25 protein-coding genes are annotated in these 25,939 nt (G+C 71.1%); 14 read left to right on the top strand and 11 right to left on the bottom strand.

Going from position 1 to position 25,939, the window contains the following annotated elements; translation table 11 throughout:
* The first annotated feature begins 20 nt into the window (after nt 1–20).
* Together FHU33_RS10990 and FHU33_RS10985 are read left to right on the top strand one after the other, a co-directional pair.
* A complete protein-coding gene (locus FHU33_RS10990; RefSeq protein ID WP_142025400.1) occupies nt 21–1,613 on the top strand; it encodes an AMP-binding protein in 1,593 nt (530 codons plus the stop codon).
* Entirely contained in the window at nt 1,610–2,404 is a 795-nt protein-coding gene (locus FHU33_RS10985) for an SDR family NAD(P)-dependent oxidoreductase (protein WP_170182413.1), read from the top strand. Before FHU33_RS10990 ends, FHU33_RS10985 begins: the two co-directional genes overlap by 4 nt.
* Here FHU33_RS10985 and FHU33_RS10980 read toward each other — a convergent pair.
* Nucleotides 2,362–3,063, bottom strand: a complete 702-nt coding sequence (locus tag FHU33_RS10980) for a TetR/AcrR family transcriptional regulator (protein WP_142025399.1) — start codon at nt 3,061–3,063, stop codon at nt 2,362–2,364. The two genes, FHU33_RS10985 and FHU33_RS10980, sit on opposite strands and share 43 nt — an antisense overlap.
* 228 nt (nt 3,064–3,291) lie before the next feature.
* Between FHU33_RS10980 and FHU33_RS10975 the strand changes: the two genes are divergently transcribed.
* Genes FHU33_RS10975 through FHU33_RS10950 form a run of 6 tightly spaced genes read left to right on the top strand, consistent with a single transcriptional unit; the run spans nt 3,292 to nt 9,936 of the window.
* Complete coding sequence (locus FHU33_RS10975; RefSeq protein WP_170182412.1) at nt 3,292–4,518, top strand: ABC transporter substrate-binding protein; 1,227 nt, start codon at nt 3,292–3,294, stop codon at nt 4,516–4,518.
* 38 nt (nt 4,519–4,556) lie between these two features.
* Nucleotides 4,557–5,429, top strand: a complete 873-nt coding sequence (locus FHU33_RS10970) for a branched-chain amino acid ABC transporter permease (protein WP_142025397.1) — start codon at nt 4,557–4,559, stop codon at nt 5,427–5,429.
* The gene (locus FHU33_RS10965) at nt 5,426–6,448 is read left to right on the top strand and encodes a branched-chain amino acid ABC transporter permease (RefSeq protein WP_170182411.1); all 1,023 of its coding nucleotides are present in this window, start codon (nt 5,426–5,428) and stop codon (nt 6,446–6,448) included. Before FHU33_RS10970 ends, FHU33_RS10965 begins: the two co-directional genes overlap by 4 nt.
* A complete protein-coding gene (locus FHU33_RS10960) occupies nt 6,445–7,221 on the top strand; it encodes an ABC transporter ATP-binding protein (RefSeq protein ID WP_142027091.1) in 777 nt (258 codons plus the stop codon). The genes FHU33_RS10965 and FHU33_RS10960 overlap by 4 nt, the downstream gene beginning before the upstream one ends.
* Nucleotides 7,218–7,988, top strand: coding sequence for an ABC transporter ATP-binding protein (locus FHU33_RS10955; RefSeq protein ID WP_142025395.1), 771 nt, complete (start codon nt 7,218–7,220; stop codon nt 7,986–7,988). The genes FHU33_RS10960 and FHU33_RS10955 overlap by 4 nt, the downstream gene beginning before the upstream one ends.
* A gap of 25 nt (nt 7,989–8,013) precedes the next feature.
* On the top strand, nt 8,014–9,936 hold the full coding sequence (locus FHU33_RS10950) for an alpha-ketoacid dehydrogenase subunit alpha/beta (protein ID WP_211355071.1): 1,923 nt from the start codon (nt 8,014–8,016) through the stop codon (nt 9,934–9,936).
* Here the strand turns inward: FHU33_RS10950 and FHU33_RS10945 are convergent.
* Nucleotides 9,913–11,130, bottom strand: a complete 1,218-nt coding sequence (locus FHU33_RS10945) for an oxidoreductase (protein WP_142025393.1) — start codon at nt 11,128–11,130, stop codon at nt 9,913–9,915. The two genes, FHU33_RS10950 and FHU33_RS10945, sit on opposite strands and share 24 nt — an antisense overlap.
* Nucleotides 11,131–11,701: 571 nt before the next feature.
* On the opposite strand from FHU33_RS10945, the gene FHU33_RS10940 reads away from it, so the two are divergent.
* Nucleotides 11,702–12,694: a YihY/virulence factor BrkB family protein gene (locus FHU33_RS10940; RefSeq protein WP_342778642.1), complete on the top strand. Its 993-nt coding sequence runs from the start codon at nt 11,702–11,704 to the stop codon at nt 12,692–12,694.
* 21 nt (nt 12,695–12,715) lie between these two features.
* On the opposite strand, the gene FHU33_RS10935 is transcribed toward FHU33_RS10940, so the two are convergent.
* Complete coding sequence (locus FHU33_RS10935; RefSeq protein WP_142025391.1) at nt 12,716–13,471, bottom strand: sulfotransferase family protein; 756 nt, start codon at nt 13,469–13,471, stop codon at nt 12,716–12,718.
* Between the two features lie 153 nt (nt 13,472–13,624).
* Here FHU33_RS10935 and FHU33_RS10930 point away from each other — a divergent pair, with 153 nt between their 5' ends.
* The 3 genes from FHU33_RS10930 to FHU33_RS10920 all read left to right on the top strand — a co-directional run bounded on the left by FHU33_RS10930 (nt 13,625) and on the right by FHU33_RS10920 (nt 16,841).
* On the top strand, nt 13,625–14,875 hold the full coding sequence (locus FHU33_RS10930) for a globin domain-containing protein (protein WP_142025390.1): 1,251 nt from the start codon (nt 13,625–13,627) through the stop codon (nt 14,873–14,875).
* Nucleotides 14,876–14,949: 74 nt separating this feature from the next.
* On the top strand, nt 14,950–16,089 hold the full coding sequence (locus tag FHU33_RS10925; RefSeq protein ID WP_142025389.1) for a globin domain-containing protein: 1,140 nt from the start codon (nt 14,950–14,952) through the stop codon (nt 16,087–16,089).
* The gene (locus tag FHU33_RS10920; RefSeq protein ID WP_142025388.1) at nt 16,086–16,841 is read left to right on the top strand and encodes a DivIVA domain-containing protein; all 756 of its coding nucleotides are present in this window, start codon (nt 16,086–16,088) and stop codon (nt 16,839–16,841) included. The genes FHU33_RS10925 and FHU33_RS10920 overlap by 4 nt, the downstream gene beginning before the upstream one ends.
* 33 nt (nt 16,842–16,874) lie before the next feature.
* On the opposite strand, the gene FHU33_RS10915 is transcribed toward FHU33_RS10920, so the two are convergent.
* The 6 genes from FHU33_RS10915 to FHU33_RS10890 form a co-directional block, all read right to left on the bottom strand.
* Complete coding sequence (locus tag FHU33_RS10915) at nt 16,875–18,521, bottom strand: thiamine pyrophosphate-binding protein (RefSeq protein WP_142025387.1); 1,647 nt, start codon at nt 18,519–18,521, stop codon at nt 16,875–16,877.
* Nucleotides 18,518–19,294, bottom strand: coding sequence for a cyclase family protein (locus FHU33_RS10910; RefSeq protein ID WP_142025386.1), 777 nt, complete (start codon nt 19,292–19,294; stop codon nt 18,518–18,520). The genes FHU33_RS10915 and FHU33_RS10910 overlap by 4 nt, the downstream gene beginning before the upstream one ends.
* 76 nt (nt 19,295–19,370) lie before the next feature.
* Nucleotides 19,371–20,234: an alpha/beta fold hydrolase gene (locus tag FHU33_RS10905; protein ID WP_142025385.1), complete on the bottom strand. Its 864-nt coding sequence runs from the start codon at nt 20,232–20,234 to the stop codon at nt 19,371–19,373.
* Nucleotides 20,235–20,257: 23 nt separating this feature from the next.
* Complete coding sequence (locus FHU33_RS10900) at nt 20,258–20,452, bottom strand: hypothetical protein (RefSeq protein ID WP_142025384.1); 195 nt, start codon at nt 20,450–20,452, stop codon at nt 20,258–20,260.
* A 53-nt stretch (nt 20,453–20,505) separates the two neighbouring features.
* Entirely contained in the window at nt 20,506–22,056 is a 1,551-nt protein-coding gene (locus tag FHU33_RS10895) for a GDSL-type esterase/lipase family protein (protein WP_142025383.1), read from the bottom strand.
* A gap of 43 nt (nt 22,057–22,099) precedes the next feature.
* Entirely contained in the window at nt 22,100–23,014 is a 915-nt protein-coding gene (locus FHU33_RS10890; RefSeq protein ID WP_142025382.1) for an IS982 family transposase, read from the bottom strand.
* A gap of 195 nt (nt 23,015–23,209) precedes the next feature.
* Here FHU33_RS10890 and FHU33_RS10885 point away from each other — a divergent pair, with 195 nt between their 5' ends.
* On the top strand, nt 23,210–23,620 hold the full coding sequence (locus FHU33_RS10885) for a PaaI family thioesterase (protein ID WP_142025381.1): 411 nt from the start codon (nt 23,210–23,212) through the stop codon (nt 23,618–23,620).
* 43 nt (nt 23,621–23,663) lie between these two features.
* Here the strand turns inward: FHU33_RS10885 and FHU33_RS10880 are convergent, their stop codons facing one another.
* Nucleotides 23,664–24,527, bottom strand: coding sequence for an amidohydrolase family protein (locus FHU33_RS10880; protein ID WP_142025380.1), 864 nt, complete (start codon nt 24,525–24,527; stop codon nt 23,664–23,666).
* Nucleotides 24,528–24,639: 112 nt separating this feature from the next.
* Here FHU33_RS10880 and FHU33_RS10875 point away from each other — a divergent pair, with 112 nt between their 5' ends.
* Nucleotides 24,640–25,092: a MaoC family dehydratase gene (locus FHU33_RS10875; protein WP_142025379.1), complete on the top strand. Its 453-nt coding sequence runs from the start codon at nt 24,640–24,642 to the stop codon at nt 25,090–25,092.
* Between the two features lie 7 nt (nt 25,093–25,099).
* On the opposite strand, the gene FHU33_RS10870 is transcribed toward FHU33_RS10875, so the two are convergent.
* Nucleotides 25,100–25,897: an enoyl-CoA hydratase-related protein gene (locus FHU33_RS10870; RefSeq protein WP_211355070.1), complete on the bottom strand. Its 798-nt coding sequence runs from the start codon at nt 25,895–25,897 to the stop codon at nt 25,100–25,102.
* Nucleotides 25,898–25,939 lie beyond the last annotated feature (42 nt).

Genomic DNA, 25,939 nt, shown 5'->3' with positions numbered 1-25,939 from the left:
CGCCGAGAGAGGGAGCAGCCATGCGCGCCCCGAGGTTGACCCGGGAACTGGTCGAGCGGTACACCCGGCCAACCCTGTGGGAAGACCGGCTGATCGACGATCACCTCACCGAGGCGGCCCGGCGGTTCCCCGACGACCTCGCCGTCGTCGACCGCGGCCGCTCCTGGACCTTCCGCGAAGTCGACGACGCGGTGTCCCGTGTGGCCTCGATGCTGCGCGAGCTCGGTGTGCAACGCGGCGAGGCGGTGTCCTGGCAACTCCCCAACTGGTTGGAAGGCATCGTTCTCCACCAGGCGGCGCTGCGCATCGGGGCGGTCAGCAACCCCATCGTCGCCATCTACCGCGAGCGCGAAGTGAGTTTCATCCTCCAGCAGGCGCGATCCCGCCTGTTCTTCGTCCCGGCATCCTTCCGCACCTTCGACTACGTCGACATGGCGCAGAAGCTCCTGCCCGACCTGCCTGATCTGGGCGATGTGATCGTCGTGGGAGGTGAACGCGACGGCGTGCTGTCCTTCGATGCGCTCATGGAGCGGGCCGTACCGTCGACGCCCGAACCGGATCGCTCCGCGAACGACGTCGTGCTCCTGCTCTACACCTCCGGGACGACATCGGCGCCGAAAGGCGCCCTGCACACGCACAACACGCTGGACTACGAGAACCGCAGCATCATCGACCTGTTCGAACTCGGGCAGTCCGACGTCATCTTCATGCCCTCCCCGATCACGCACATCACCGGACTCCTGTACGGCATGCAGCTGCCCTTCATGCTCGGCAGCACCGTCGTCCTGCAGGACATCTGGGACGCGGACGAGGCCGTGGCACTCATCGAGCAGTACCGGTGCACGTTCTGCGTCGGGGCCACACCGTTCCTGCACGGCGTCCTCAACCGATCCGGCGCCGGGACAGCCAGCCCCCTGCGGGTGTTCGCCTGCGGCGGCGCCGATGTGCCGCCCGACCTCATCCGGAAGGCGACCGACCGGCTCGGCACGTTCGTCACCCGCGTGTACGGGTCCACCGAGTTTCCGACCGCCATGTCCAGCGGCCCACGGGATCCGCTGGAGAAGCGGGCCACCACCGACGGCCGGCGCATCGCCGCCGCAGAGGTCCGGATCGTCGCCCTGGACGGCGAGGAGGCTCCGCCCGGAGTCGAGGGCGAGCTCCAGGTCAGGGGGCCGGAGCTCTTCCTGGGCTATCTCGACGAGGAGCTCAACACCGACAGCTTCACCCCCGACGGCTGGTTCCACACCGGGGACGTCGCAGTGGCCGACGCCGAGGGGTTCCTGTCCATCACCGGCCGGATCAAGGACATTATCATCCGTGGCGGCGAGAACATCAGCGCCAAGGAGGTCGAGGACCTCATCTTCGAGCATCCGAAGGTCGCCGAGGTGTCCGTCGTCGGATACCCCGACCCCGTGATGGTGGAGCGGATCTGTGCCGTGGTGGTGCCCGAGGACGGAGCCGAACTCGAGTTGCCGGAACTGGTGGCGTTCCTGAAGTCCCACGGCATCGCCAACCAGAAGCTGCCCGAACGCCTCGTGCTCGTGGACCAGCTGCCCAAGACCGCCAGCGGAAAGATCCAGAAATTCCGCCTGCGCGACCGGCTGACCGAGTGACCGCCGCAGGGCGCACCGTCGTCGTCACGGGCGCGGGCAGCGGGATCGGCAGGGACATCGCCCTGTCCTTCGCGGCCGAGGGCTGCACCGTGATCATCAACGACGTCCGACTCGACGCGGCCGAGCAGGTGGGGGGCGAGATCGAGGCCTCCGGAGGAACAGCGGTCGCACACGGCGGTGACGTCGCCGACGAGGCGTCGATACAGAGCCTGTCGAGGCTGGCGAGGCGGCAGTCGGCGCCGGTCGACGTGCTGGTGAACAACGCCGGCCTCGCCGACAGCCTGACACCCACGATCGAGCAGGAGCTCGGCGACTGGCAACGGGTCGTGGACGTGTGCCTCCGGGGCACCTACCTGTGCAGCCGCCAGTTCGCCAAGGACTTCTTCCTACCGCAGGCCCGGGGCCGCATCGTCAACATCGCGTCTATCGCCGGCGTCGTCGGCCTGCCCATGCGAAACGCGTACAGCGCCTCGAAGGCCGCCATCGTCATGATGACCCGGACCATGGCCGCTGAGTGGGCGGGCCGGGGAATCACGGTGAACGCGGTGGCGCCGGGGTACATCCGCACCCCCATGCTGGATGCGCTCGTCGCGGCGGGTCGACTGGACGAAGCCGTGCTCCGCCGACGAATTCCCGCCGGCCACCTGGGCGAACCGCACAACATCAGCGCAGCGGTCCTCTTCTTGTCCTCGGACGCTGCTGGCTACATCAACGGCGTCTCGCTGCCGGTGGACGGGGGCTGGTGTGCCTACGGAGCCGCCGGGGACGCCTTCGCGCTCGACGGCGCCTGACGTCCGCCGTCCCCGTCGGTACAGGTGCAGACCGGCCGCAGGGCACGGACGCTGAGGGTCGCGAACACGGTCGCGATCTCCTGTGGTGACATCCGTCCTTCAGGCCGGTACCACTGGTTGATCCAGTTGATCATGCCGAGAACCCCGAAGACCGCCATTCGCGGGTCGACGTCCGCGGCCACCTCACCAGCCGCCTGCCCGTCCCGGACGAGCTGGCGCAGCCTCGCCTCGTAGGCGTCGCGGGTCTGCACCACACGCTCCTGGCGCTCCTCGGACAGCGCCGACCGGTCGTTGTAGAAGGCCGCTGTGACGTGGAAGTGGGCGGCCGCGAACTCGGCGTGCAGGCGCAACATGCGCTCCAGCTTCGCCAGCGGAGACAGATTCTCTTCGTCGACGCCCTCCAGCAGTTGGAGGAAGAAGTTGTGGGCATACTCCGTGATGCCGAAAAGCAGGTCCTCCTTGGAGTCGATGTAGTGGTACAGGCTCCCCTTCTGCAGACCTACGGCGTTGGCCAGGTCCTGGAGCGAGGTCCGGGAATAGCCCTTCTCGTAGAACAGCCGAGCGGCAGTCTCATAGATCTGCGCGTATCTCTCGTCGGCACGGTTCGGGCCCGGAGGACGCCGTGGCCATGGAGTGCCCGCCGCGTACGACGCCGTCATAACTGCCGATCCTTCCGAGTGTCCGGGCCACGAAGACTAGGCGCAGACTGCCGTAGACCAGCGGAGGGTCTCGAGATGGACTCGAAGGGTTGCCCTCCGATGTGACCGTCACCATACTCCCTACCAGTCGGTCGGAAGAAACCTTCCGGCCGGAAGGTAGACATCGACGTCTTTGAGAGGACGGTCCCCGTGTCCATGTTCAGGAGGGCGCTTCCGGGCGCGGCCCTGGTGACTTCGGCAATGCTGGTAGCCGGCTGCGGCGGCAGCGCCGTCTCCGGCGGGGGTGGTGACGAGGCGGCCGCCGATGGACCGATCAGGATCGGCGTCGTCGGCCCCATGAGCGGTGGCTCCGCCCTCTTCGGTGCGGAGTTCCCGATCGGCGCCGAGCTCGCCGTCCAGTGGCTCGAGGAGAACGGCGGGACCGATCGCGAGATTGAGCTGACCACCGTCGACGACCAGTCCGATCCCGAGGTCGCCGTCGCCGGCGTGCGTGAACTCACCGACCAGGGCGTGCACATCTTCATCGGCACGGTGAACAGCCCCGTCGCTCTCGCCCTCGGCCCGGTCATGCAGCAGACCGACAGCGTGCTCCTGACCACCGCGGCGCACGCCATGGAGGTCAACCACGAGAACTTCAACGAGCACGTGTTCCGCGTGACGGACAACCCGTACATGCGCCAGCGAGCTCAGGCGCAGCTGGCCACCGAGGTGGCTCCTGACGTGGACTCGTGGTCGCTCGTCGGACCCGACCACGCCTACGGCGTGAGCACCATGCGCTCGTTCATGTCGGGCCTCAACGATTTCGCACCCGACGCGACCATCAATGATCCAATCCTCGCCCCCTTTGGCGCCTCGGATTACCGGAACGCCATGTCCAGCGTCATGTCGCAGCAGCCGGAGGGCGTCTTCAGTGCCCTCTACGCGAACGACGCCGTGACCGCCTACCAGCAGGCGCAGGCCATGGGGCTGTGGGAGAACACACTGCTGATGGACTCGGCGAACGAGTTCTTCGTGGCCCGGGCGATGAAGGCCCAGACCCCGGACCACTGGACGGCCTTCCACTGGTACCACGGCGCATATGACAACGAGATGAGCACGTTCATCGCCGAGAACTACATGGAGGAGCACGGGGTGGAGCCGACCGGCTTCGTCGGCGAGGCCTTCTCCGCGGTGCTCGCCGTGGCCGCGGCCGCCGAGGCCGGCGGCAGCACGGCCACCGACGATCTGATCGAGAACCTGGAAGGACTCGAGTGGGAGACCCCGAGCGGTGAGCGGCTCATGCGGGCCGAGGACCACCAGACGGTCAAGGACGTGAACTTCGTCCGCCTCCGCGGCTGCGAGACCTGCCCCGAGGGCTTCGAGGTCGTCGAGACGCGGACCATCGACGGAACCGACATCATCGAGCCGGCCACGCCGGGCGAGGCTGTCGATTACGGCCCCGAAACGGAGATCTGACCCACCCCTGATACGGCGACGACAGCGCAGAGGCGGCAATGGCAGAGTTTCTGCTCGCGTGCATCAACGGCCTGACCTCGGGATCCATCGTGTTCCTGGTCGCGGCCGGGCTCACACTGGTCTTCGGCATCGGGGGCGTGCTCAACTTCGCGCACGGCGGAGTGTTCGCCATCGGTGCGTACACGATGTACACGGTGTCATCCCAGCTGGGCGCCAGCTGGTGGGCCTTTGCCGTCTCTGCGCTCGTCGCGATCGCCGTGGCAGCGGCGCTCGGGGCGATCGCCGAGGTGCTGTTCGTCCGGAAGTTCTATCCGCTCCGGCACGAGTACATGCTCCTGGGCACCTACGCGCTGCTGCTCATCCTCGACGGCGCACTGCAACTGATCTGGGGACTGGATCCCAAGAGTTCACCCGCTCCGCGGGGCCTCCGTGACAGCGTGGACCTTGGTCCGGTGTCGGTCACGTCTCTCTCCCTGTTCATCATCGCGGTCGCGCTCCTGGCGCTCGGCGGCCTCTACTACTGGCTGCAGCGCACCTCGTTCGGCCACCTGGCGAAGGCGGCGGCGCACGACCGGGATGCGGCCATGACCCTCGGCGTCAACGTGCCGTTCGTGCTCACCGGCGTCTTCATCGTGGGCAGCATGCTCGCCGGCCTGGCCGGCGCGGTGCTGGCACCGGCCCAGGCGCTCCAGCCTGAACTGGGCAATCTGTTCATCATCCAGGCGTTCGTCGCCGTCGTGCTCGGGGGGCTCGGCAGCGTGGCCGGAGCATGGATCGCGGCCGTCATCCTGGGCCTCGCCGACTCCCTGTGGTTCACCTACCTGCCCGACGTCCCCCAGGTTGGAGTCTTCGTGGCCCTGATCGCGATCCTCGTGCTCAAGCCCACCGGCCTGATGGGAGCCAAGGCATGACCGTCCTGGGGCAGGCGGGCCGCACGCGCAGCCGCTGGGAAGGGGTCGCCGCGCTGGTGCTGGTGGTCGCGCTCCTGCTCGTGCCCTTCATGGTCACCTCGAGCATCATGTTCCGCGTGGGCGCCGCGGTCACCGCGGCCCTGCTGGCGCTGAGCCTCAACCTGCTCTTCGGCACGACCGGCCTGATCTCCTTCGGGCACGCGGCGTTCTTCGCGCTCGGCGGGTACGCCATCGGCCTGGCGCTGGACGCGGGCCTGAGCTGGCCGTTGGCCCTCCTCCTGGCGTGCCTGACCGGTCCCGTGGTAGGGGGTCTCTTCAGCACCGTCGCGTTGCGCGCATCGGGCATCTTCTTCGCCATCCTCACGCTGGGGCTGGGCGAGATCATCCGCATCATCCTGCTGCAGTGGACCGAAGTCACCGGTGGTGACAACGGTCTGTCCGGCATCTCGGCCGGCACCTGGTTGGGTCTGGACCTGACCGACCCGGTCGTCTACTACTGGGTCCTGGTCGTGGTCGCCAGCCTTGGCGCCGCCGCGCTACGGATGATCACCTACTCCCGTTTCGGAAGAACTCTGAACGCCATCCGGGAGGACGACGTCCGGGCCGCGTACCTCGGCGTTCCGGTGAAGAGGTACCGCGCGGCGTCCTTCACGATCTCCGCCGGTTTCGCGTCCCTGGCCGGCGCGCTCTTCGCGCCACTGGTCGGGCTCATGGTGCCGGCCAACGCAGGCTGGGCCCGCTCCGCCGAACCGATCCTGGCGACCCTGCTGGGTGGGGTGAACTCGTTCTTCGGACCCGTTCTGGGGTCGGGCCTCTTCGCGACTCTGGATTACCTGGCTCGCGACCTGGAGTCCTGGCGGATCGTCTTCACCGGGGCGCTGCTGCTGTTGGTCATCCTCGTCGCACCAGGCGGCGTCATGGGCGCCGTCCGATCACTTCTCGACCGTCGCCGCAAGCCGGCGACCGAGAGCGATCCGGGCGCTGCTGTGGCACCCACCGGAGAGGGCGTGTCCCGATGAACCGTCCGGTCGCGCTCGCAGCGGTGAGCATCGCCAAGAACTACGGGGTCACCCCCGTACTCCGCGACGTGAACATCAGCGTGCAGCAGGGCCAGATCCACGCCCTCATCGGACCCAACGGCGCGGGCAAGACGACGCTCTTCCGCATCATCAGCGGAGAGATCGATCCGACTGCCGGCCGGGTGCAACTGCGCGGGGACGACATCACCGGCATCGCGCCCCGCCTCCTCACCAAGCGCGGCGTTGGGCGCAACTTTCAGGTCCCGCGCGTCTTCAACGGGCTGACCGTCGAGGAGAACCTGACCATCGCTCTGGAAGCGGCGGACCGATGGCGGAACTCCGGCAGCCGCCGCGACGGTCGCTGGGTGGGGTCCCCGCGGTCCTGGGTCCGGGAGGAGGCGCACCAGCGGCTGGAGACCCTCGGTATCCCTCAGCTGTTCGAGCGCCCGGTGGCCGAGCTGGCGCACGGCGACCGCAAGCTGGTGGAACTGGCGCTGACTCTTGCCCAGGAGCCGTCCATCTTGCTGCTCGACGAGCCCATGGCGGGGATGTCGCCCGACGAGGTGCTGCGCTGCGCGGACGTGCTCGCCCGGCTCCATGCCGAGACAGACCTGACGGTGCTCCTCGTGGAGCACGACATGGAGACGGTCTTCCGTCTGGCGTCGCAGGTCAGTGTCCTGGCCGACGGGGTGGTCATCGCCTCTGGCGAACCGGATCAGGTCCGATCCGACCCGGCGGTGCGAGAGGCATACCTCGGAAAGGCGGCGTCATGAGTACCGAGGCCATCCAGGGGCAGAGCGCCACGGAACCGGGCTCGGTGGCGTTCGCCCTCGGCGACCTGCACGCGTACTACGGCAGCAGCCACGTCGTGAAGGGGCTCAACTTCGAGGTGGGTCGCGGCCACGGCATGGCCATCCTCGGTCGCAACGGGGCGGGCAAGTCCACCACCCTGCGCAGCGGGATGGGGTTGCTGGCCAAGACTACCGGCACGGTGATGCTCAACGGCACCGACGTGCAGCGTGAGAGCCCCTACAAGCGCGCGCGCCGGGGGCTCGCGCTGGTCTTCGAGGACCGCCGGATCTTTCCGGGCCTGACGGTCACCCAGAACCTGGAGGTGCCCAGCCAGAAGACCGCCTCGAAGCAGCTCGCGCTCGACGACGTCTACGACATGTTCCCGTTGCTCGCGGGCATGCGCACCCGGGATGCCGGACGCCTGAGCGGCGGCGAGCAGCAGATGCTGGCCATCGCGCGCGCGGTTCGCGCCCGGCCGTCCGTCCTACTGCTCGATGAGCCCAGCGAGGGGCTCGCCCCTCGAATCGTCGAGGACCTGGTGGACACGATCAAGGATCTGCGCCGGCAGCTGTCGCTGACCATCGTGGTGGCCGAACACAAGCAGTGGTTCTCGCGAGAGGTGACCGAGACGGTCGGCGTCCTCGCCAGCGAGAGCGGGACCATGGTGTTCCAGGGCCGCTGGGACGAGTTCGACGCCCATCCCGAGGTCGCCGAACGCTACCTGAGCCTGGGGACGAACCACGACTAGCGACCAGCTGGAGATGTACCGGCGGATGGCTCGTATCCGACGGTTCGAGCAGCGGGCGTCGGAGCTGTACCGGGCCACCGAGGTCCCCGGCTTCTTGCACCTGTCCATCGGCCAGGAGGCCTGCGCGGTCGGCGCCAGTTGGCCGCTCGACCAGGACGACGTCGTCGTGTCCAACCACCGCGGACACGGCCACTGCCTGGCCAAGGGAATGGACATGACGGCCATGTTCGCCGAGCTCATGGGCCGCGAGTCGGGCACGTGCCGGGGCCTCGGAGGCTCTATGCACATCGCCGACCCAGATCTGGGCATCTACGGGGCCAACGGCATCGTGGGCGCCGGGCTGCCCATCGCCGTCGGCGCCGCGACCGCCGCCCGGCTGCGAGGCTCCGGCCGGATCGCCGTCGCCTTCTTCGGTGACGGCGCCGTCGCCCAGGGGGCCTTCCACGAGTCGGTGAACCTGGCCGCGGTCTGGGACCTGCCAGTGGTCTTCTTCTGCGAGAACAACCACTACGCCGAGTTCTCGGCCGCACCGACGCAGTCCCGGGGTTCGCTCCAGGACCGCGCCGCGGGATACGGCATCGACTACGCCTGGGTGGACGGCAACGACGTCGTGGCCGTCGCCGAACTGATGACCGGACTGGTCACCCGGCTGCGGGACTCCCCCGGCCCGGTTCTGGTCGAGGCCGAGACCTACCGCTGGCACGGGCATTACGAGGGCGACCCGCAGCGGTACCGCACCGAGGACGAGGTCGGCCAGTGGAAGGGGCGGGACCCGCTGCAGGTCCTGCTCCGTCGGCTCACCGGCACCGGCACCGACCCCGACGTCATCGCCGCGATCGACGGCGACATCGAGGCCGAGATCGAGCACGCCGTATCGGTGGCGAGAGCGGCTCCCGAGCCGCCCCCGCAGTCGTTGTTCGATCACGTGTCGACGCCCCGTCCCATCGTGACCGAGACCGCCCTGAGTGACGACGGCGAGGTCTTCCGGACGATGGATGCCGTTCGCTCGGCGCTTCGTGACGAGCTGGCCGCCGATCCCGACGTCTTCATCGCCGGTATCGACGTCGGCGCCGGCGGTGGCGTCTTCGGCGTCACCCGCGGTCTGTTCGAGGAGTTCCCGGACCGGGTCCTCGACAGCCCCATCTCCGAGACGGCTCTGCTCGGCGCTGCGGTCGGTGCGGCGATGGCCGGCATGCGCCCGGTCGTCGAGCTGATGTACATGGACTTCCTGGGCGTCTGCTTCGACCAGCTCCTCAACCAGGCGGCCAAGCTCCGGTTCATGACCGGAGGGCGTGCGAGCCTTCCGCTCGTCGTCCGCACCCAGTTCGGCGCCGGCCGGTCCTCCGGCAGCCAGCATTCACAAAGTCTCGAGGCCCTGCTCGCCCACATCCCTGGTCTGTCGGTGGTGATGCCCTCGACGCCGGCGGAGACCTACGGCCTGCTGCGCGCGGCCATCCGGGATCCCAACCCGGTGATCTTCGTCGAGAACCGGTCCCAGTACGGCTGGAAGGGGCCGCGCCCGAGCGAGACCCACCTCGTGCCACTCGGCCGGGCTCGCGTCGTGCGTCCGGGCACCGACATCACGTTGGTCAGCTATTCGCGCATGGTGCACGAGGCTGTCGCGGCCGCCGCCGTGCTCGAGCAGGAGGGCACCAGCGTCGAGGTCATCGACCTGCGGTCGATCGTCCCGCTCGACCGGGAGACCGTGCTTGCCTCGCTGCGGAAGACCAATCGCATGGTGGTTGCCCACGAGGCGGTCCGAGACTTCGGCGTGGGAGCCGAGCTGGCAGCGCTGGCCGTCGATGACGGCTTCTGGTCCCTCGACGCCCCGGTCGTCCGAGTCGGCGCACGTTTCACCCCTGCGCCGTACGCCCCGTCCCTGGAACAGGAGTGGCTGCCCGACCGCAGCACCATCGCCGATGCACTACGCCGGGTCGCCGCGGCGTGACCGATGGGGCCGTCTAGGTCCCCGGCCTTCCAGCACACCGCTACCCGCGCCCGGGAGGAACGTCGACGGGACGAGGTCGGGGACGGACTCGGCGCGACGCCGGAGCCAGTAGGCGGTGCGGTGCGACGCCAAGGAGAATGGGTCCTCGACGCCGAGCTTCACAGCGGCGTCGATCGGCCAGTTCGGGTTGTAGAGAACTTCCCTGCCTACGGCCACCAGGTCGGCGTGGCCCTCCGCGATGATGCGTTCGGCGTGCTCCGGATGGACGATGAGACCGACGGCCATGGTCGGGGCGCCGGTCCCCCGGCGGACTTCGGACGCGTACTGAACCTGGTAGCCGTAGGACAGTGGTGTCGCGGCGTCCATGGGGGAACCGACCAGACCACCGGACGAGCAGTCGATCACATCGACCCCGGCCGCCAGCAGGCGCCGCCCCACGGTGATGGTGTCCTCGATCCCCCAGCCCGACCCGTCGGCCGCCGACATCCGGACGAACACCGGCCGGTCCTGCGGCCATACGGCCCGGACGCCCTCGACGATCTCCTGCAGGATCCGCGAACGGTTCTCCAGCGACCCGCCGTACCGGTCGGTCCGGCGGTTGGTAACCGGCGAGAGGAACTGGTGGAGCAGGTAGCCGTGGCCGGCATGTAGTTCGACCACCTGATAGCCCGCCCGCGCTGCGCGCGCCGTGGCGTCGACGAAGGACTGGACGACCTGTTCGACCTCGTGCAGCGCCAGGGCGCGCGGTGCGGCAAGTCCTTCGCGGAGCGGTACCGCGCTCGGGGCCACGATCTCCCACTCGTCCCAGTCGGGAATCTCCGGCGACCGTTCCAGTGGCTTGCGGCCCTCCATCGGCGTGCTCATGCGCGCCTTCCGGCCTGCGTGCATGAGTTGGATGGCGGAGACCGACCCGTTGTCGGAGATGACCGACGCCAGCCGCTGGAGGGGCGCGACGAAGTCGTCGTCCCAGATGCCGACGTCTCCCCGGGTCCCGCATCCGCGTCGTTCGACCGTGGTTCCCTCCTGGAACACGATCCCCGCGCCGCCGTCGGCGAACCGTCCCAGATGCATCAGGTGCCAGTCCGTCGGAAAGCCGTTTCGGCCGGCGTACTGCCACATCGGCGAGACGACGACTCGATTGCGGACCCGTACCCCACGGATGTCGAACGGGGAGAACAGCAAGCTTCGGCTCATCGGTGATCTGGCTCCATGGCATTCGGCAGACCGGCGTCACCCCGCGGCGGCGGAGTTCTGCTCGACCACAAAGTTATCTACCGGCCGGTCGGTAGGTCAACGAGCACCTCATGCCCGGCCGGGACCCGGTGTTCGCAGCGGCGGGGCCCAGCCCGGCCGCTGCCCCCGCTGCAGCAAGGCACTCGGGTCTGGACGGCGGTGTTAGTCCCTCTCCCTGATCAACGCCCGCCTCGCGGTCCACGCCGCGCGCGCGGACAGTCACGCTGACCGTTGGCTGGACGAGGGTCGTGACCGTCGCAGCACTGATGGGCCACACGCGGGGCGGCAGGCGGCCGGCGGCGCCCTCGCCGTCACCGTCCTGTCGTGCTTCGTCGTGCTCGTGGAGCGCAGCCCCGGCACGGCACCCGAGGCCGCGGTCGCCGGTTCGGGGCTCGCCGCCGGGGTCGGCGCGACGTGCTCACCTGACGGGGCGGGGTACCCAGACACCACCGTCTGGGGACAATCGCCTGGCAGCCGTCGTTCAGCAGCGGTGGACTGCTTGCCGGGTGGACGACGTGGGAACACACCCGCCATGTCGGAGGCTGATGGAGTCAGCGCCATGCCTCACACGCCGACGACCCGTGGGCCGGAACGCGCGGCGAGCGACGCCGGATCGCCGCACCGGATCCCCGTCCGGCACTGGGCTCGAATACTCCGTCGCGTGGTGCGGCACGTGCTCCACGACCGGCTGATGGTGCTCAGTGCCGGCATCTCGTTCTTCGCGCTGCTCTCCATCGCGCCCGTGCTGGTGACCGCGGTGTCGGTCTACGGCGCCGTGAACACCCCCGAGCAGGCGCTCGATCAGCTGTCCGACGTCGCGCGCGTGCTGCCCGCCGAACTCGAACCCCTCGTCGCCGAGCAGCTGACGACGATCACGACCGCCTCCACGCAGGTCCTGACCTTCCGGGGGCTCACCGGCCTCGTGGTCGCACTCTGGACGGCGACCACCGCGGCCACGTACCTCATCGACGCACTGACCCTGGCCTACCACGAGACGGAGACACGGGGATTCCTGCGTCGCACGGGGCTGGCCCTGGTGTTCGTGCTGGGCGGCGCCCTGGTCCTCGGCGGCGCCATCGCCGCGGGTGGCGTGCTGTCACGGCTCCTGGAATCGGCGCCGGACCCGGTGCGCGCGCTCGAGCCGGTGCTCACCTGGATCGGGCTCGCCGTCCTCATGGCAGCGGTGCTGGCCGTGCTCTACCGGTTCGCACCCGATCGGAGACGGGCACGCTGGCGATGGATCAGCGGGGGCGCCATCATCGCGACCCTGCTCTGGCTGGCCACGTCGCTGGGACTGTTCGCCTACGTGCAGAGCCTCGGCAACTACGAGTCGACGTACGGTTCCCTGGCCGGCGTGGCGATCAGCATGTTCTGGCTCTGGATCAGCGTCTTCCTGGTGATCGTCGGCGCCGCGGTGAACGCGGAGTCCGAGCGCCAGACCGTTCGCGACTCCACCGTGGGGCCCGACCGTCCCGTGGGCGAGCGGGGCGCCGTCGTCGCAGACAGCACCCCGCCCTACCCCTGAGGGCAAGAGCCGGTCGGCCCGTCAGACCGACCACTCCGGGAAGTCCTCCCCCGTGACGTCGCGCAGCCGCTGGGCGTCGTCCCGGAAGGCCTCGCGGAGCCGGTCCCGCACCCTGCCGCTCAGGTCTCCCGGCTGCTCCGGCGCGGTGTTCCGCCGCTCCTCCATCGCCGGCGACCAGTAGTCGTCGTCGATGCCGAGGCAGGAGAACAGCCGGCGCATCGTCGGCCGGGGCCGGTCCCTGAGCTGCTCCTGGGCGACGACGGTGACGCGGTCGCCGAGGCCCGCGGACAGGAACGGGCTCAGCCGCTCGAGGTACCGCCCCCGGGCGACGTACTGGCTGCCGGGATCGAGCAGGGCCTCCTCCGGCTCCCGGGTCTCCGCCCCCTCCCGCCGGTGGTGCGAGTACTGCGAGACCGCCCTGTCCACCGGGTCGCGGACGGCGTACACCAGGCGGGCGTCCGGGATCAGCGCCGCCAGCCGCCCGGCGACCTCGGGATGGGACGGCGAGGTGTACCCGGGCGAGGCCTCCCCCCGGACGGCGGCGGTCGCGTCGAACTGCGTGGCGTACCAGGCCGGGCCCCGCCACCAGTTCCCGCGCGCCCAGTCGAGCTCCCCGTCCGCGCACCCGACGAAGAAGTTGAGCTCCTTCCGGCGGGACATCGCGACGTCGGGATGCAGGTCGAGGTAGCGGTGCAGGGAGGTGGTCCCGCACTTCATCGCACCGATGATCACGACGTTCGGCAGCGCTCCGACCGGCGCCGTCCCCCTGGCATCCACACCGACCAGCCTGCCCCAATCCGGAGCGGTCCTCCTGGGCTGCGACACGCCCGGCTGGAATCCGCACGTCTCAGATCCGCATGAACGGGTAGCCGACGACGAGCGGAACGTGACCGCGCCAGCGGGGGGCTAGTCGACTGGCAAGGAGGACACGTGCTCTCTGACCGATCCCGTCCCGTGATCGAGGCGACGCTCCCGGTGGTCGCCGACAACATCGAGGAGATCGCCACCCGCTTCTACGCGCATCTCTTCGGTGAGCATCCGGAACTGGTCGACGGCGTCTTCAACCGCGGCAACCAGGCGGAGAAGACCCAGCAGATGGCCCTCGCCGGCTCGGTGGCGGTCTTCGCGACCTCCCTGGTGAAGGTGCCCGAGCAGCTCCCCGAGCACCTGCTCTCGCGCATCGCCCACAAGCACGCCTCGCTCGGCATCACCCCGGCCCAGTACGACGTCGTCCACGACAATCTGTTCTGGGCGATCGCCGACGTGCTCGGCGATGCCGTGACGCCCGAGGTGGCGGCGGCGTGGGACGAGGTCTACTGGCTGATGGCCTACGCGCTCATCAACCAGGAACGGGGCCTCTACAGCGCCCGGGGGGTGCGGCCGGAGACCGTGTGGCGCGAGTGGGAGGTCGCCGAGAAGGTGCAGGAGACCGAGGACGTCGTCACCTTCCGGATGCGCAGGACCGACGACCGCCTGGTGAAGACCTCGCTGCCCGGTCAGTACGTGACCGTGCAGGTGCCGATGCCCGACGGCGTGCGCCAGCCGCGCCAGTACAGCCTCACGAAGGCCGACGACGGCGAGCACCGCCAGTTCTCGGTCAAGCGGGTCCACGGGAGCGGCACACCCGACGGCGAGGTCTCCAACTACCTCTGCGACCGCGTGCAGGTCGGCGACCGGCTGACGATGTCGCTGCCGTTCGGCGACGTCGTCCTCGACGACTCCCGGCCGGTCGTGTTCGCCAGCGCCGGCATCGGCGTCACCCCGATGGCCGGCATGCTCTCCCACCTGGCGGCAGCCGGGTCGCACCTGCCGATCACGCTCCTGCACGCCGACGCCGACGAGGCCTCTTTCGCGCTGCGCGACCAGGTGCTCGAGGACGTCCGGTACCTGCCGGGCGCGTCGGCGCACGTCTGGTTCGAGCGCGGCGGGGAGAGCACCCTGCCCGCCGAGATCCACAGCGGGCAGATGGACCTCGACGACGTCAAGCTGCCCGACGACGCCGGCTACTACCTCTGCGGCCCGCTGCCCTTCATGCAGGCGGTGCGCAGTGCCCTTCTCGACCGTGGCGTGCCGGCCCGCGACATCCAGTACGAGGTGTTCGGGCCCGACCTCTGGCAGGCCGACCTGGCGACGGAGGAGACACCCGGCGCCTCCGAGCGGAGCGGGCGCCACAGCGCCTGAGCCCCCACATCGTCCGGTCCCCGCGCCCCCGAGGCGCGTGGCGGGCCGGGCGCCCACCCCCTGAGGAGGCGCGCGTGGACATCCCCGCGATGCGGGCCAACTTCGCGAAGGCCGCGGCCACCGGCGACGAGGCCCCGCTGTACTTCTATTCGCACTTGTTCCTGAGCCATCCCGAGACGCGGGCGATGTTCCCCGTCTCGATGGCCCACCAGCGCGACCGGTTCTTCACCGCCCTGGGCGAGGTCGTCACGCGCGTCGACGACCTGGACTCACTGGTCCCGATCCTCCAGCAGCTGGGCCGCGACCACCGCAAGTTCGGGACCCTGGCGGCGCACTACCCGGCCGCCGGGGCCAGCCTGCTGGCGACGCTCGAGCACTTCGACGAGGAGTGGAGCCCGGAGCTCGCCAAGGACTGGAGCGAGGCGTACACCCTCGTCGCCGAGGTCATGATCGCCGCCGCCGACGAGGCGGCCGAGCAGCCCGCCTGGTGGGACGCCGACGTGGTGGGGCACGAGCGGCGCACCATCGACGTCGCCGTCCTCCGGGTCCGGCCGCGGGCGCGCTACGACTACCTCCCCGGTCAGTCGGTGTCGCTCGAGTCGGATCTGCGGCCCCGGCTGTGGCGCTACTACTCCCCCGCCAACGCGCCGCGGCCGGACGGCGTCCTCGAGCTGCACGTCAAGTCCCGGGACGGCGGGCCGGTGAGCTCCGCGCTCGTGCGCCGGGTGGGCGTCGGCGACGTGCTGCGCCTGGGGCCGCCCATGGGCCACCTGGCACTCGACCCCGAGGCCGACCGCGACCTCCTGCTGGTGGCCGGTGGCCTGGGCCTGGCCCCGCTCAAGGCGATCATCGACCAGGTGGCGCGGCACGGCCCCGCCCGGAGGGTGGACCTGTTCGCCGGCTTCCGTACCGAGGACCAGATCTACGACCGGGCCGACCTCGACCGGCTGCAGGAGGAGAATTCGTGGCTGACCGTCACCTACGCCGTCTCCGAGGACAAGGTGTCGTCCCTGGAGAACGGGGACGTCGGTGACGTGGTCCTGCGGCACGGCCCGTGGAACAGCCGCGAGGTCTGCGTCGCCGGACCCGCCGCGATGGTCGAGGACACCGTCGGACGGCTGACGCAGCACGGCGTTCCACCACGACGGATCTCGAGCGAGGTCTTCGCCCCCAGCCGACCGGGGCCCAGTGTTGACGGAGAGGTGACCGAATGAGCAGCACAGCGCACGGGTCCGCGAACGGCGACCGAGGCATCACGCCCGCCGACCTGCACAACGTCCGGTTCACCCGGGCCTCGATGCTGCACCCGGGCTACGCCGACAGCGAGGTCGACCGGCTCCTGCACCGCCTCGCCGAGGAGCTGGGCCGGCACATCGCCGAGAAGGCGGAGCTGCGCGACCGGCTCCGTGCTCTGCAGTCCCAGGTGGAGGAGACCGTGGCGCCGGCGCCCCCCAGCGAGCAGGCCGTCCGGATCCTCGCCAGCGCCCAGCAGACAGCCGACAACTACGTGGCCGAGGCCGAGGAGTTCAGCCGCCAGATGACCAGCGAGGCCCGCGCCGAGTACGAGGAGCGGGTTCGCGAGGCTCGCGAGAACGCGGGGGCGATCATCCAGGCGGCCCAGGAGGCGGCGGCGAAGATGACCGGCCCGGCCCCGATGGGCGCGGACGCCCCGCAGCGGAGCGTCGAGGAGCTCGAGGAGCAGGTCGCCTACCTCAAGGCCTTCGGCCAGGCCTGCCGGGTGCAGTTGCGCTCCTACCTGGAGGCGCTGCTCAGCGACGTCGAGAACGAGTGGGGCCGGGCCGATCCCGCCGCGCTGCCGCAGGGGCCACCCCCGCCACCGGCGCAACGGTCCGCGCGCGAGGGCGGCGCAGGCGCGGCCTTCAGCGACAACACGGTCGCCCAGCCCCCGTCGGAGGAGGCGGAGGAGGACGTTCCGGCGGCGGCCGGTTCCCGTTCCCCGGTCTGACCGGGCAGCAGGCGGCTCCGGTGCACTCGCGCGTCAGTGCCCGCGGAAGGCCTCCTCCAGCCACCAGGACGGCTGGTCGCGGGTCACCTTGGCGTCGACGAGCAACGGCGCGGACCGCGGGCCGGCCAGCCACTGCCGCACGGGGTCGAGGTCGGCGACGGCCCGCACGGTGACCGCCTCGAAGCCGAGGCCCCGGGCGATCGCGGCGAAGTCGGTCTCGGGGAACCGGACGGTGTCCAGCGGGTGCCCGCCCGGCCCGAAGTGGTGCACCTCGGCACCGTAGGCGGCGTCGTCGTACACGACGACGACCATCGGCAGGCCGAGGCGCACGACCGTCTCCAGTTCGGAGGCGCCCATGAGCGCGCCGCCGTCGCCCAGGGCGGCGACCGGCAGGCGGTCGGGCCGGGCGACGGCGGCGCCGATGGCGGTCGCCAGCCCCAGCCCGACCGACTGGAACGCCTGCGTGAAGCAGAACCCGAACTCGTCGGGGACGTCGAGGAACATGCTCGGGTAGCCCATGAAGTTGCCGGAGTCCACGGCGACGATGCGCTCGGCCGGCAGCAGGTCGTCCAGCGCGATGGTGAGCGCCCGCGGGTCGACCAGGCCCGCTCCCCCGCCGTCGTCGAACGGCTCGTCCCGCCAGCGTCGCCGCGCCGCGAGGGCGGCCCGCACCTCCGCCGTCCGGTATCCGGGCGCGTCCGCCGCGAGGACGGTGGCCGTCGCCCGGGCGACGGCACGCACATCGCCCACGACCCCGAAGGTCACGGTGCGCTGGGCGCCGATCGCGTCGGCGTCGCTGTCCACCTGCACGACGACGGCGTCGTCGGCGATCAGCTTCCCGTGGCGCATCGTCCACATGTTCAGGGCGCACCCCCAGCCGACGATCAGGTCGGCCCCGGAGATGAGCTCCGCGGCCAGCGGGGTGGCGAAACCGCCGGACACGTCGAGGTCCCACGGGCTGCCGCGGAACAGCCCCTTGGCGACCGCGGACGTCGCCAGCAGGGCACCGCACCGGTCGGCGAGCCCCTCGAGCGCGGCGCGGGAGCCGGCTCCCCGGGCGCCCCGCCCGGCCACGAACACCGGGCGCCGTGCCCGCCGCAGCGCGTCTGCCAGCCGCTCGACGTCGTCGGGCAGGGCGGCGGCCGACGGTCGCGCCGGAGCCGGTCCCGGGTCGCCCGGGGAGGCGGGCTGCGCCTGCACGTCCAGCGGGAGGTTGAGGACGACGACCCGCCGGTCGTCCCGGGCGGTGGCCACCGCCCCCGCCGCGACCTCCGCCGCCTGTTCCGCGGCCTCCACCCGCATCGGCACGGCGCCGACGGCCGCGGCGAGCGCCTGCTGGTCGACGAAGAAGTTGGACCGGCGGGAGGTGGCCTCCGCGGTCACGACCACCAGCGGGGTCCGGCTCTTCGCCGCCTCGGTGATGCCGGTCAGCGCATTGGTCAGGCCGCAGCCCTGGTGGACGCTCAACGCCGCCACACCCCCGGACATGCGGGCGTAGGCGTCGGCCATCGTGGCCGCCCCGCCCTCGTGCCGGGCGGGCACGTACCGGGCGCCGGAGGCGACCATCGCGTTGGTCACGGCGAAGTTGCCCGAGCCCACGACCCCGAAGACGGCGTCGATCCCGGAGCGGACCAGTACCTCGCCGACGGTCTCGGCGACCGTCGTCCGCGCTCCGCTCATCCCCGCTCGACCAGGGCCACCACCCGCAGCGGCGAGCCGGAGCCGGACACGATCGGCAGCGGGGCCGCGACGACGAGCGCGCCGGTCGTGGGCAGCCGGTCGAGGTTCTGCAGCTGGGTGAGCCCGTACTTCCCGCTGCCCATCAGCGCGGCGTGGCACGGGAACGGCGGGTCGAAGGAGTGCGCCGTGCCGGCGTCGGTGCCGACGGTCTCCACCCCGAGCCCGATGACCGGCGTCTCCTCGGCCAGCCAGCGGGCGCAGGCCGGAGACAGTCCCGGTGTGTGCGGGCCGTTCTCGTCGGCGTTCAGGAACTCCTGCTGCGACGCCGACCGCGCGGCCCACCCGGTGCGGAACAGCAGCCAGCCGCCGTCGGGCAGCGGGCCGTGCTCGGCCTCCCACGCGCGGACGTGCTCGACCTCCAGCAGGAAGTCGGGGTCCGCGGCGGCCTGGGCGGAGAAGTCCAGGACGACGGCCGGCGCGATGAACCGCCGGGGCGGCACCGACGCGACGTCGTCCCCGTCCCGTCCGGTGACCCAGTGGTTGGGGGCGTCGAAGTGGGTTCCGGTGTGCTCGCCGGTGCGGAAGTTGTTCCAGTACCAGGCCGGGCCCCGGTCGTCGTAGCGGCTGAGCTCCTCCAACCGGAAGGGAGCGGTCTGCGCGAACTGCTCCGGCAGGGCGATCACGGGCGTGTCCGACGACAGCGGCGCCGTCAGGTCCACCACCTCGACGCCTCCGGTGGACAGCGCCTCGGCGAAGCTGGAGAGGACGGACATCGGGTTCCCTTCGGGCCGGCTGCGGGCGGCCGTCAGCCAAGCACATCTGGCCCGCCCGTGGTCGGGAACCTGCCGGTCAGGGACGTAGGGCCGCGTAGATCTCCTCGGCGTGGTCGAACACGAGGAAGTGACCTTCGCCGGGGAACCAGTGCGCCGTGCAGTGCGGCAGCATCGCGACGAGCACCTGGCCGAGCGAGACCGGCACCTGCCAGTCCTGCGTCCCGTGCCAGACATGGACGCGCTGCCGCACCGCGGACAACGGGAAACCCCACGGCCGGAACAGCAGCGCACGGTCCTCGGCCAGCGCACCCGCCCCGTTCCGCAGTCCCTCGGTGAAGGTCTCGGACAGGATCCGCCGGACGGCCGGCCGGCCGATCACCCGGCGGTCGGCGGGGTTCAGCCGCACCTGGAGGTACCGCGGGATCGTCGCCGGCCGCAGGGCGATCGGCGCGAACACCGGCTGGAGCAGCGCCGCCGCCCGAGTCGGCCGGTGCGCGGCCGACCGGACCCGCTCGGGCACCCAGCGGGGCCACGGCCAGGGAACGTCCGGCGGTGGGGCGCCGCCCAGTACACCGACGCCGCTCACCCGGTCCCCGAGCACGTGGGCGCAGGCCAGCGCGTAGGCGGCGCCACCGGACAGGCTGAGGACGGCGAACCGGTCGATCCCCAGGTGGTCCACCAGCGCGCGGACGTCGTCCGGCCAGTCCATCACCCGCCGGCCGGGCTGCGGATCCGACCGGCCGAAGCCGGGTCGGTCGGGGACGACGAGGCGCACCCCCCACCGCCGGTAGGCGTCGGGATCCTCGACGTGCCGCTCCAGCCGGGAGCTCGGCGACCCGTGGCAGCCGAGCACGGGGCGGCCGTCCGGGTCACCCCATTCGGCGTAGGTCAGCGTCCGGCCGTCGCGGAGCCGGATGCTGCCCTCCCGACGTTCCTCCATCGCGCCCGGTACCCCGCCGGAGCTCAGCGCGCGCTCGCCAGGCGCTTGACCGCGCCGGCGACGTAGAGCACCGAGAGGACGAAGAAGAGCGCCCCGACCGCGGCGCGCACCTGGTCGTCGGCCACACCCGCGCGGCGGGCCACCGGCCCCGCCACGGCGTCCGCCACCTTTCCGCGCCAGCCTTGCAGGCCGGCCTTCCCCACGCTGATCACGTCCATGCCGCACCGCTACCCGGCCGGCGGTGTCGCCAGACCCGTTCCGCGCTCCGGGCTCATCCGGCACCACCCCGGTCGAGCCACTCGACGGCCTCCCGGGCGATCCCGGGCGGCACGGTGTGCCCACCGGCGAACTCCCGGTAGATGACGTCGTAGCCGTCCTCCTCGAGCGCAGGGACGATCCGGCGGCTGGTCCGTCCGACCGGGAGGACGTCGTCGGCGTCGCCGTGGGAGACGTACACGTCCGGTCGGCCCTGCCGGCTCGCGGACGGCACGAACCCCGGGGAGAACGCGACGATCCGGCGGAAGAGCACACCGTTGGCCAGCCCGAGCCCCAGTGCGTACGAAGCGCCGTCGGAGAACCCGGCCACGGCGATGCGCTCGGGGTCCACGCGGACGGTCGTGAACACCGTCTCCAGGGCCTGGTCCACGAGCGCCCGGTCCGCGCCGTACCGCCCGCGGATCGCGTCCCACGTCGATCCGCGGGACGCCGGCGCCAGGACCAGGAGGCCGTGCTCGTCCGCCAGGGCCGAGAGGAGAGCCAGCCCCCCGGCCGCCGAGCCGCCCGCCCCGTGCAGCGAGACCACCAGGGGCGCCGCCGCTGCCGGATCGAACCCCGGGGGCACGTGCAGGACCGGGTCCCGATCGGCCACGAGACCGAGCGGATGATCGCCCGGCTCGACGGGCTCGCGCGGAGGCTCCGGCGCGTTCTCCGGTGGACGTGCCGTCAGCTGTGCGGAGCGGTCACCGGACATCGGTTCCTCCTGATCCCGTGCCGTGCAGCCGGCCAGCAGAGCCCCCAGGGCGAGCCGTCCCCCGACCGCGAGGACCCGCCGCCGCGTCCATGTCGAACGTGCTCGGGGCACCGTCGCCCGGTCACCCTCGGCCGTCGCGGACGGCCGCCCAGAAGGCGGCACGGACACCGCCGGCGCCCCAGGCATCCGGCTCGATGAGGTTGCAGAACCACAGGTCCCGCTCCGCCGGTCGCGCGTCGCGCCGGTGGGGTCCCCGGCACGCAGTCCGTGGCCGGAGAAGACCGCCGCGATCTCCGCGACGACGGCGCCGTGCGGGCCGGCCACCGCGCGCAGCGTGTCGTTCAGCTCCGCGATCACCGGCACCGCATCGGGCCACGAGGGAAGGCCGAGCCGGGCGGCGTCGCCGGTGCCGTCGCTGGGGTCGTAGACGGTCCCGACCACGATCCTGGCCGCCGGTGCGCAGACGTCGCGCAGTTCGGCCAGCGCGGTGTCGACCGCCGCGCGCACGCCGCCGATGACCGCCGCGCGGGCCGCGCCGGTGTCGCCGTAGGCGCCGAGCAGGTCGTTCCCGCCGATCGTCAGGGTCACCAGCGTCGGTCGCTCCCCCAGCGCCCGGAGCCGCGGGAGCTGCGCCTGCAGGAGGGTCCGGGTGGTCGCGCCGTCCGTGGCGGACAGGGAGGACGTCGTCCCCGGGGTGACCGTCCGCAGGTCGTGTCCGCGCCACTCCGGGAAGTCCTCGTCGCGGTTGGTGAACAGCAGGCTCGCCGCACCGCGGCCGGGCCCCCCGGCGTAGTCGTCGATCGAGATGGAGTCACCGAGCGCCACGTATGCGGGCACTCCCGGCTCGGCCATCCACCCATGGTGCGCGCGGCCCTAGATGACCTATTCCAAGGGTTTAGTGGTCGTAGACGGTGAGGCAGCGGGCGACGGGGGCGCCGATGCGGTCGTTGTGCCAGATTGCGGCGGTCAGGGCCAGGACGCGTTGCAGGACTCGGACCCAGACTCCTCCGGGGGTGTGTCCGCCGTGTTGTTCGAGGTCGAGTTGGCCTTTAAGGGTGTCGTTGATCGACTCGATGACCTGGCGTAATGGCCTGAAGAAGCGCGTCCCCGGGCGTTCGGCTTCACCCTTGCGTGCCGGGCGCAGCAGGTTCAACCCCGCGTCGGCGAGGGTGCCTTCGAACTCGCGGCCGTAGTAGTTCTTGTCCGCAATCACGACCTGCTCGCGGCGGTCAGCGGTCAGGGCGGGGTCGGCGTCGAGGATGTCGAGGAGCACCGCGCGCTCGTCGGCCTTGGCGCCGGTGAGGGCGAAGCCGACCGGCAGCCCGTGCAGCGTGCACAGCAGGTGCAGCCGCAGGCCCCAGAACAACCGGGAGTGGCTGGCGCAGTAGCCGTACTCCGCCCAGCCGGCCAGATCCGAGCGGCGGACGGTCTCCCTGGAGCGGGCGCACTCGACTGGCGTGGAGTCAACGACCCACACGTCATCGGTGAACAGGCTGGTGTCGCGGGCGAGCGCGGTGATCAGCCAGGCGATCGTGTCGGCCAGGCGTCGCAGCCGCTTGTTGTAGGCCGGCTGCAGGGGCAGATACGGGAACAGATGCCGCAGCTCCGCGTGGGCGTAGCGCAGCCAGCGGGCCTCACTCGGACGGCCGGCCAACGCCTGCATGACGGCCAGCGTGACCAGCTCCGCGTCGGTGATCTTCGGGGCGATTCCGACCCTCGGCCGGGCCGGAGCCCGCTCCGGAAAGGCCTTCAACAGGTCATCGGCGCGGACATAGAGTGCGGTTGCGAGGGTGTCCAGATCGGCGTCCACGAGGACCTCCGAGGTTCGACGTTGGGTTCCAACGCCGAGCGTGGGCACCCTCGCCTCTCACCTGCTCAAGGCTCGCCGACCGATACCGCCGACGTTCCCGCGGGAACGCGGTCAAGGCTCTCAGCTTGACGACGTTCCCGCAGGAACGTGATCGAGAACGGCAACCCCTTGGAATAGGTCATCTAGGGTGGGCGCATGCCCACCGAAGCGCCGGACTGGCTGCCCTCGGACACCTTCAGCGCTCTGGACGAGAAGCTCGGCATCGAGATCGTCGACTGGGACCTCGACCGCCTCGTCGCCCGCATGCCCGTCGAGGGCAACACCCAGCCCTACGGCCTCCTGCACGGCGGGGCCACGTGCAGCCTGGTCGAGACGGTCGGCTCGTACGCCGCAGCTCTGCGGGCCGGGCCGGAGGCGAGTGTGGTGGGCATCGAGCTCAGTGCCAGCTACGTGCGGGCCGTCACCTCCGGGCACGTCACCGCGGTCTGCACGCCGGTCGGTGACGGTCAGCCGGTGGCCTCCTTCCTCGTCGAGGTCACCGATGACTCCGGTCGGCTCACCGCGAGCGCCCGCCTCACGTGCATGGTCCTGCCCCGCCGCGCCTGACGCCGATGCGACGGTGGACTCGCCCGAGCGTCCTTCCTGCGCCTCAGTCGGGCGGCAGGACGCCCGAGTAGACCCGCCTGGCGTTCCCGCCGAGCACGAGCGAGACGACGTCGTCGGGCAGGCCCAGCGAGGCGACGGCCCGGGCGTTGGCGGCTTGACCGGGGACTCCCGGCCAGTCGGTCCCGTAGATCCACTTCCGGGCGAGGCGCGCCAGGTCGAAGCGGGCGTAGTACTCCGGCAGCCGCTTGGGCGGCAGACCGGACAGCTCGATCCACACGTTCGGACGGGAGACGGCGAGGAACGCCGCGGCGTCGTACCACCACCCGCGGCCACCGTGGGCGAGCACCACGTGCAGGTCGGGGAAGTCACGGAGAACGGCGTCGAGCAGCTGCGGGTCCGCGTAGGCGTTCGTCGACCCCGGGAAGCTGCTGGTCCCGCAGTGCACGACGAGGGGCACCCCGCGCTCGACGAGGACGGCGTAGGCGGGATACATCGCCGCGTCGTCGGCCCGGAACCCGCCGTGGACGGGATGGATCTTCAGTGCCGCCGCACCGAGGTCCAACTGTCTCTCCACCTCCCGGGCGATCGGGAAGTGCAGGTGCGGATTGACGTTGGCGACGGGACGGAAACGGCGCGGGTTCCCGTCGACGAGCGGCAGCAGGTCGTCGAACCGCTGGTATCCGGTGGCCTTGGGGCTGTACTCGCAGAAGAGGAGCGCGGCGTCGACGCCCTCGTCGGCGAACAGCCGGTCCAGCGCGGCCGGATCGGGCGTCCCGTCGGCGTGCCAGATCTCCTCCAGCACGCCGGGCCGGCCGAACTGCCGCGCCCAGTCCACCCAGGCGGGCGCCAGCGAGGACAGGTGGGGCACGTGCACGTGCGCGTCCACCAGCACGTGTCCGTCGAGCATGCGGAAGATCCTCCCCGACCGGTGTTCTACACGTTCCTGCTACCAGTCAAGCATGCTGTAGCTCGTCGGTGGTGTCGGCAGGCACCACGGCCGACGCCCGTACGGTGCCCGCATGAGCGAGCGTTGGTTCGAGGACTACGTCGTGGGGACGACCGCCGAGCACGGCTCGATCCGGGTGGACGAGGCGGAACTGGTGGACTTCGGGCGCCGGTTCGACCCCCAGCCCTTCCACGTGGACCGGGAGGCGGCGTCGTCCGGTCCGTACGGCGGCCTCATCGCGAGCGGCTGGCACACCTGCGCGCTGATGATGCGGCTGCTCGCCCAGGAGTACCTCTCCCCCGCCTCGAGCCTCGGCTCCCCCGGGGTGGACGAGCTGCGCTGGGTCAAGCCGGTCCGTCCGGGCGACGAGCTGTCGCTGCGCACCACCGTCGAGGAGGCCCGCCTGTCCCGCAGCAAGCCCGATCGCGGGTTGCTGCGGACCAGGGTCGAGCTCGTCGACTCCGGCGGCGACGTCGTCCTGCGGTTGCTCGCGATGAACCTCGTCCGCACCCGCCCCGCCGCCTGAGCCGGCGTCAGCGGTACTTCGAGAAGTCCGGCGGCCGCTTCTCGGCGAAGGCCCGCGCGCCCTCCATGCCTTCCTCGCTCGTGGCGTAGTGGGCGAGCCCGTCGAAGGCCAGGTGCGAGATGCCGCTCATGTGGTCGCTGTCGGCGTTGAACGAGTGCTTGAGGAACTTGATGGCGGTCGGCGAGTAGGAGCCGATCTTCCGGGCCCACTCCCGCGCCTTCTCGAGCAGCTGCTCCTTGGGCACGACCTCGTTGACCAGCCCCCAGCGCTCGGCCGTGACGGCGTCGTAGCGGTCGAGCAGGAACCAGATCTGCCGCGCCCGCTTCTCCCCCACGACCCGGGCCAGGTAGGCCGACCCGAAGCCGGCGTCGAAGGAGCCGACGCGGGGCCCCGCCTGCGCGAACGTGGCGTTCTCGGCGGCGACGGTGAGGTCGCACAGCACGTGCAGCACGTGCCCGCCGCCGATCGCGATGCCGTTGACGGCGGCGATCACCGGCTTGGGGATGTCCCGGATGATCCGGTGCAGCCGCTCGATCTCGAAGGTGCCCCACTCCGTCTCGCCGTAGCCACCGGTCTCCGCGCGTTCCTTGACGTCGCCGCCGGTGCAGAACGCACGCTCGCCGGTCGCGGTGAGGACGACGGCGGCGACGCGGCGGTCGGCCCAGGCGTACTTGAACGCCGAGATCAGCTCGTCGACCGTGCGGCCACGGAAGGAGTTCATCCGGTCGGGCCGGTCGATCGTGATGACCGCGTGGTTGTCCTCCTCCACCTCGTACCGGATGTCGGTGAACTCCTCGATCTTCATCCGTGCGCCCCTTCTCCTCGACGTCCCCGGGCCGCTCGCGGA

This window comes from Blastococcus colisei (assembly GCF_006717095.1).
GTDB classification, from domain to species: domain Bacteria; phylum Actinomycetota; class Actinomycetes; order Mycobacteriales; family Geodermatophilaceae; genus Blastococcus_B; species Blastococcus_B colisei.
This window is presented reverse-complemented; position numbering and strand designations above follow the sequence as displayed.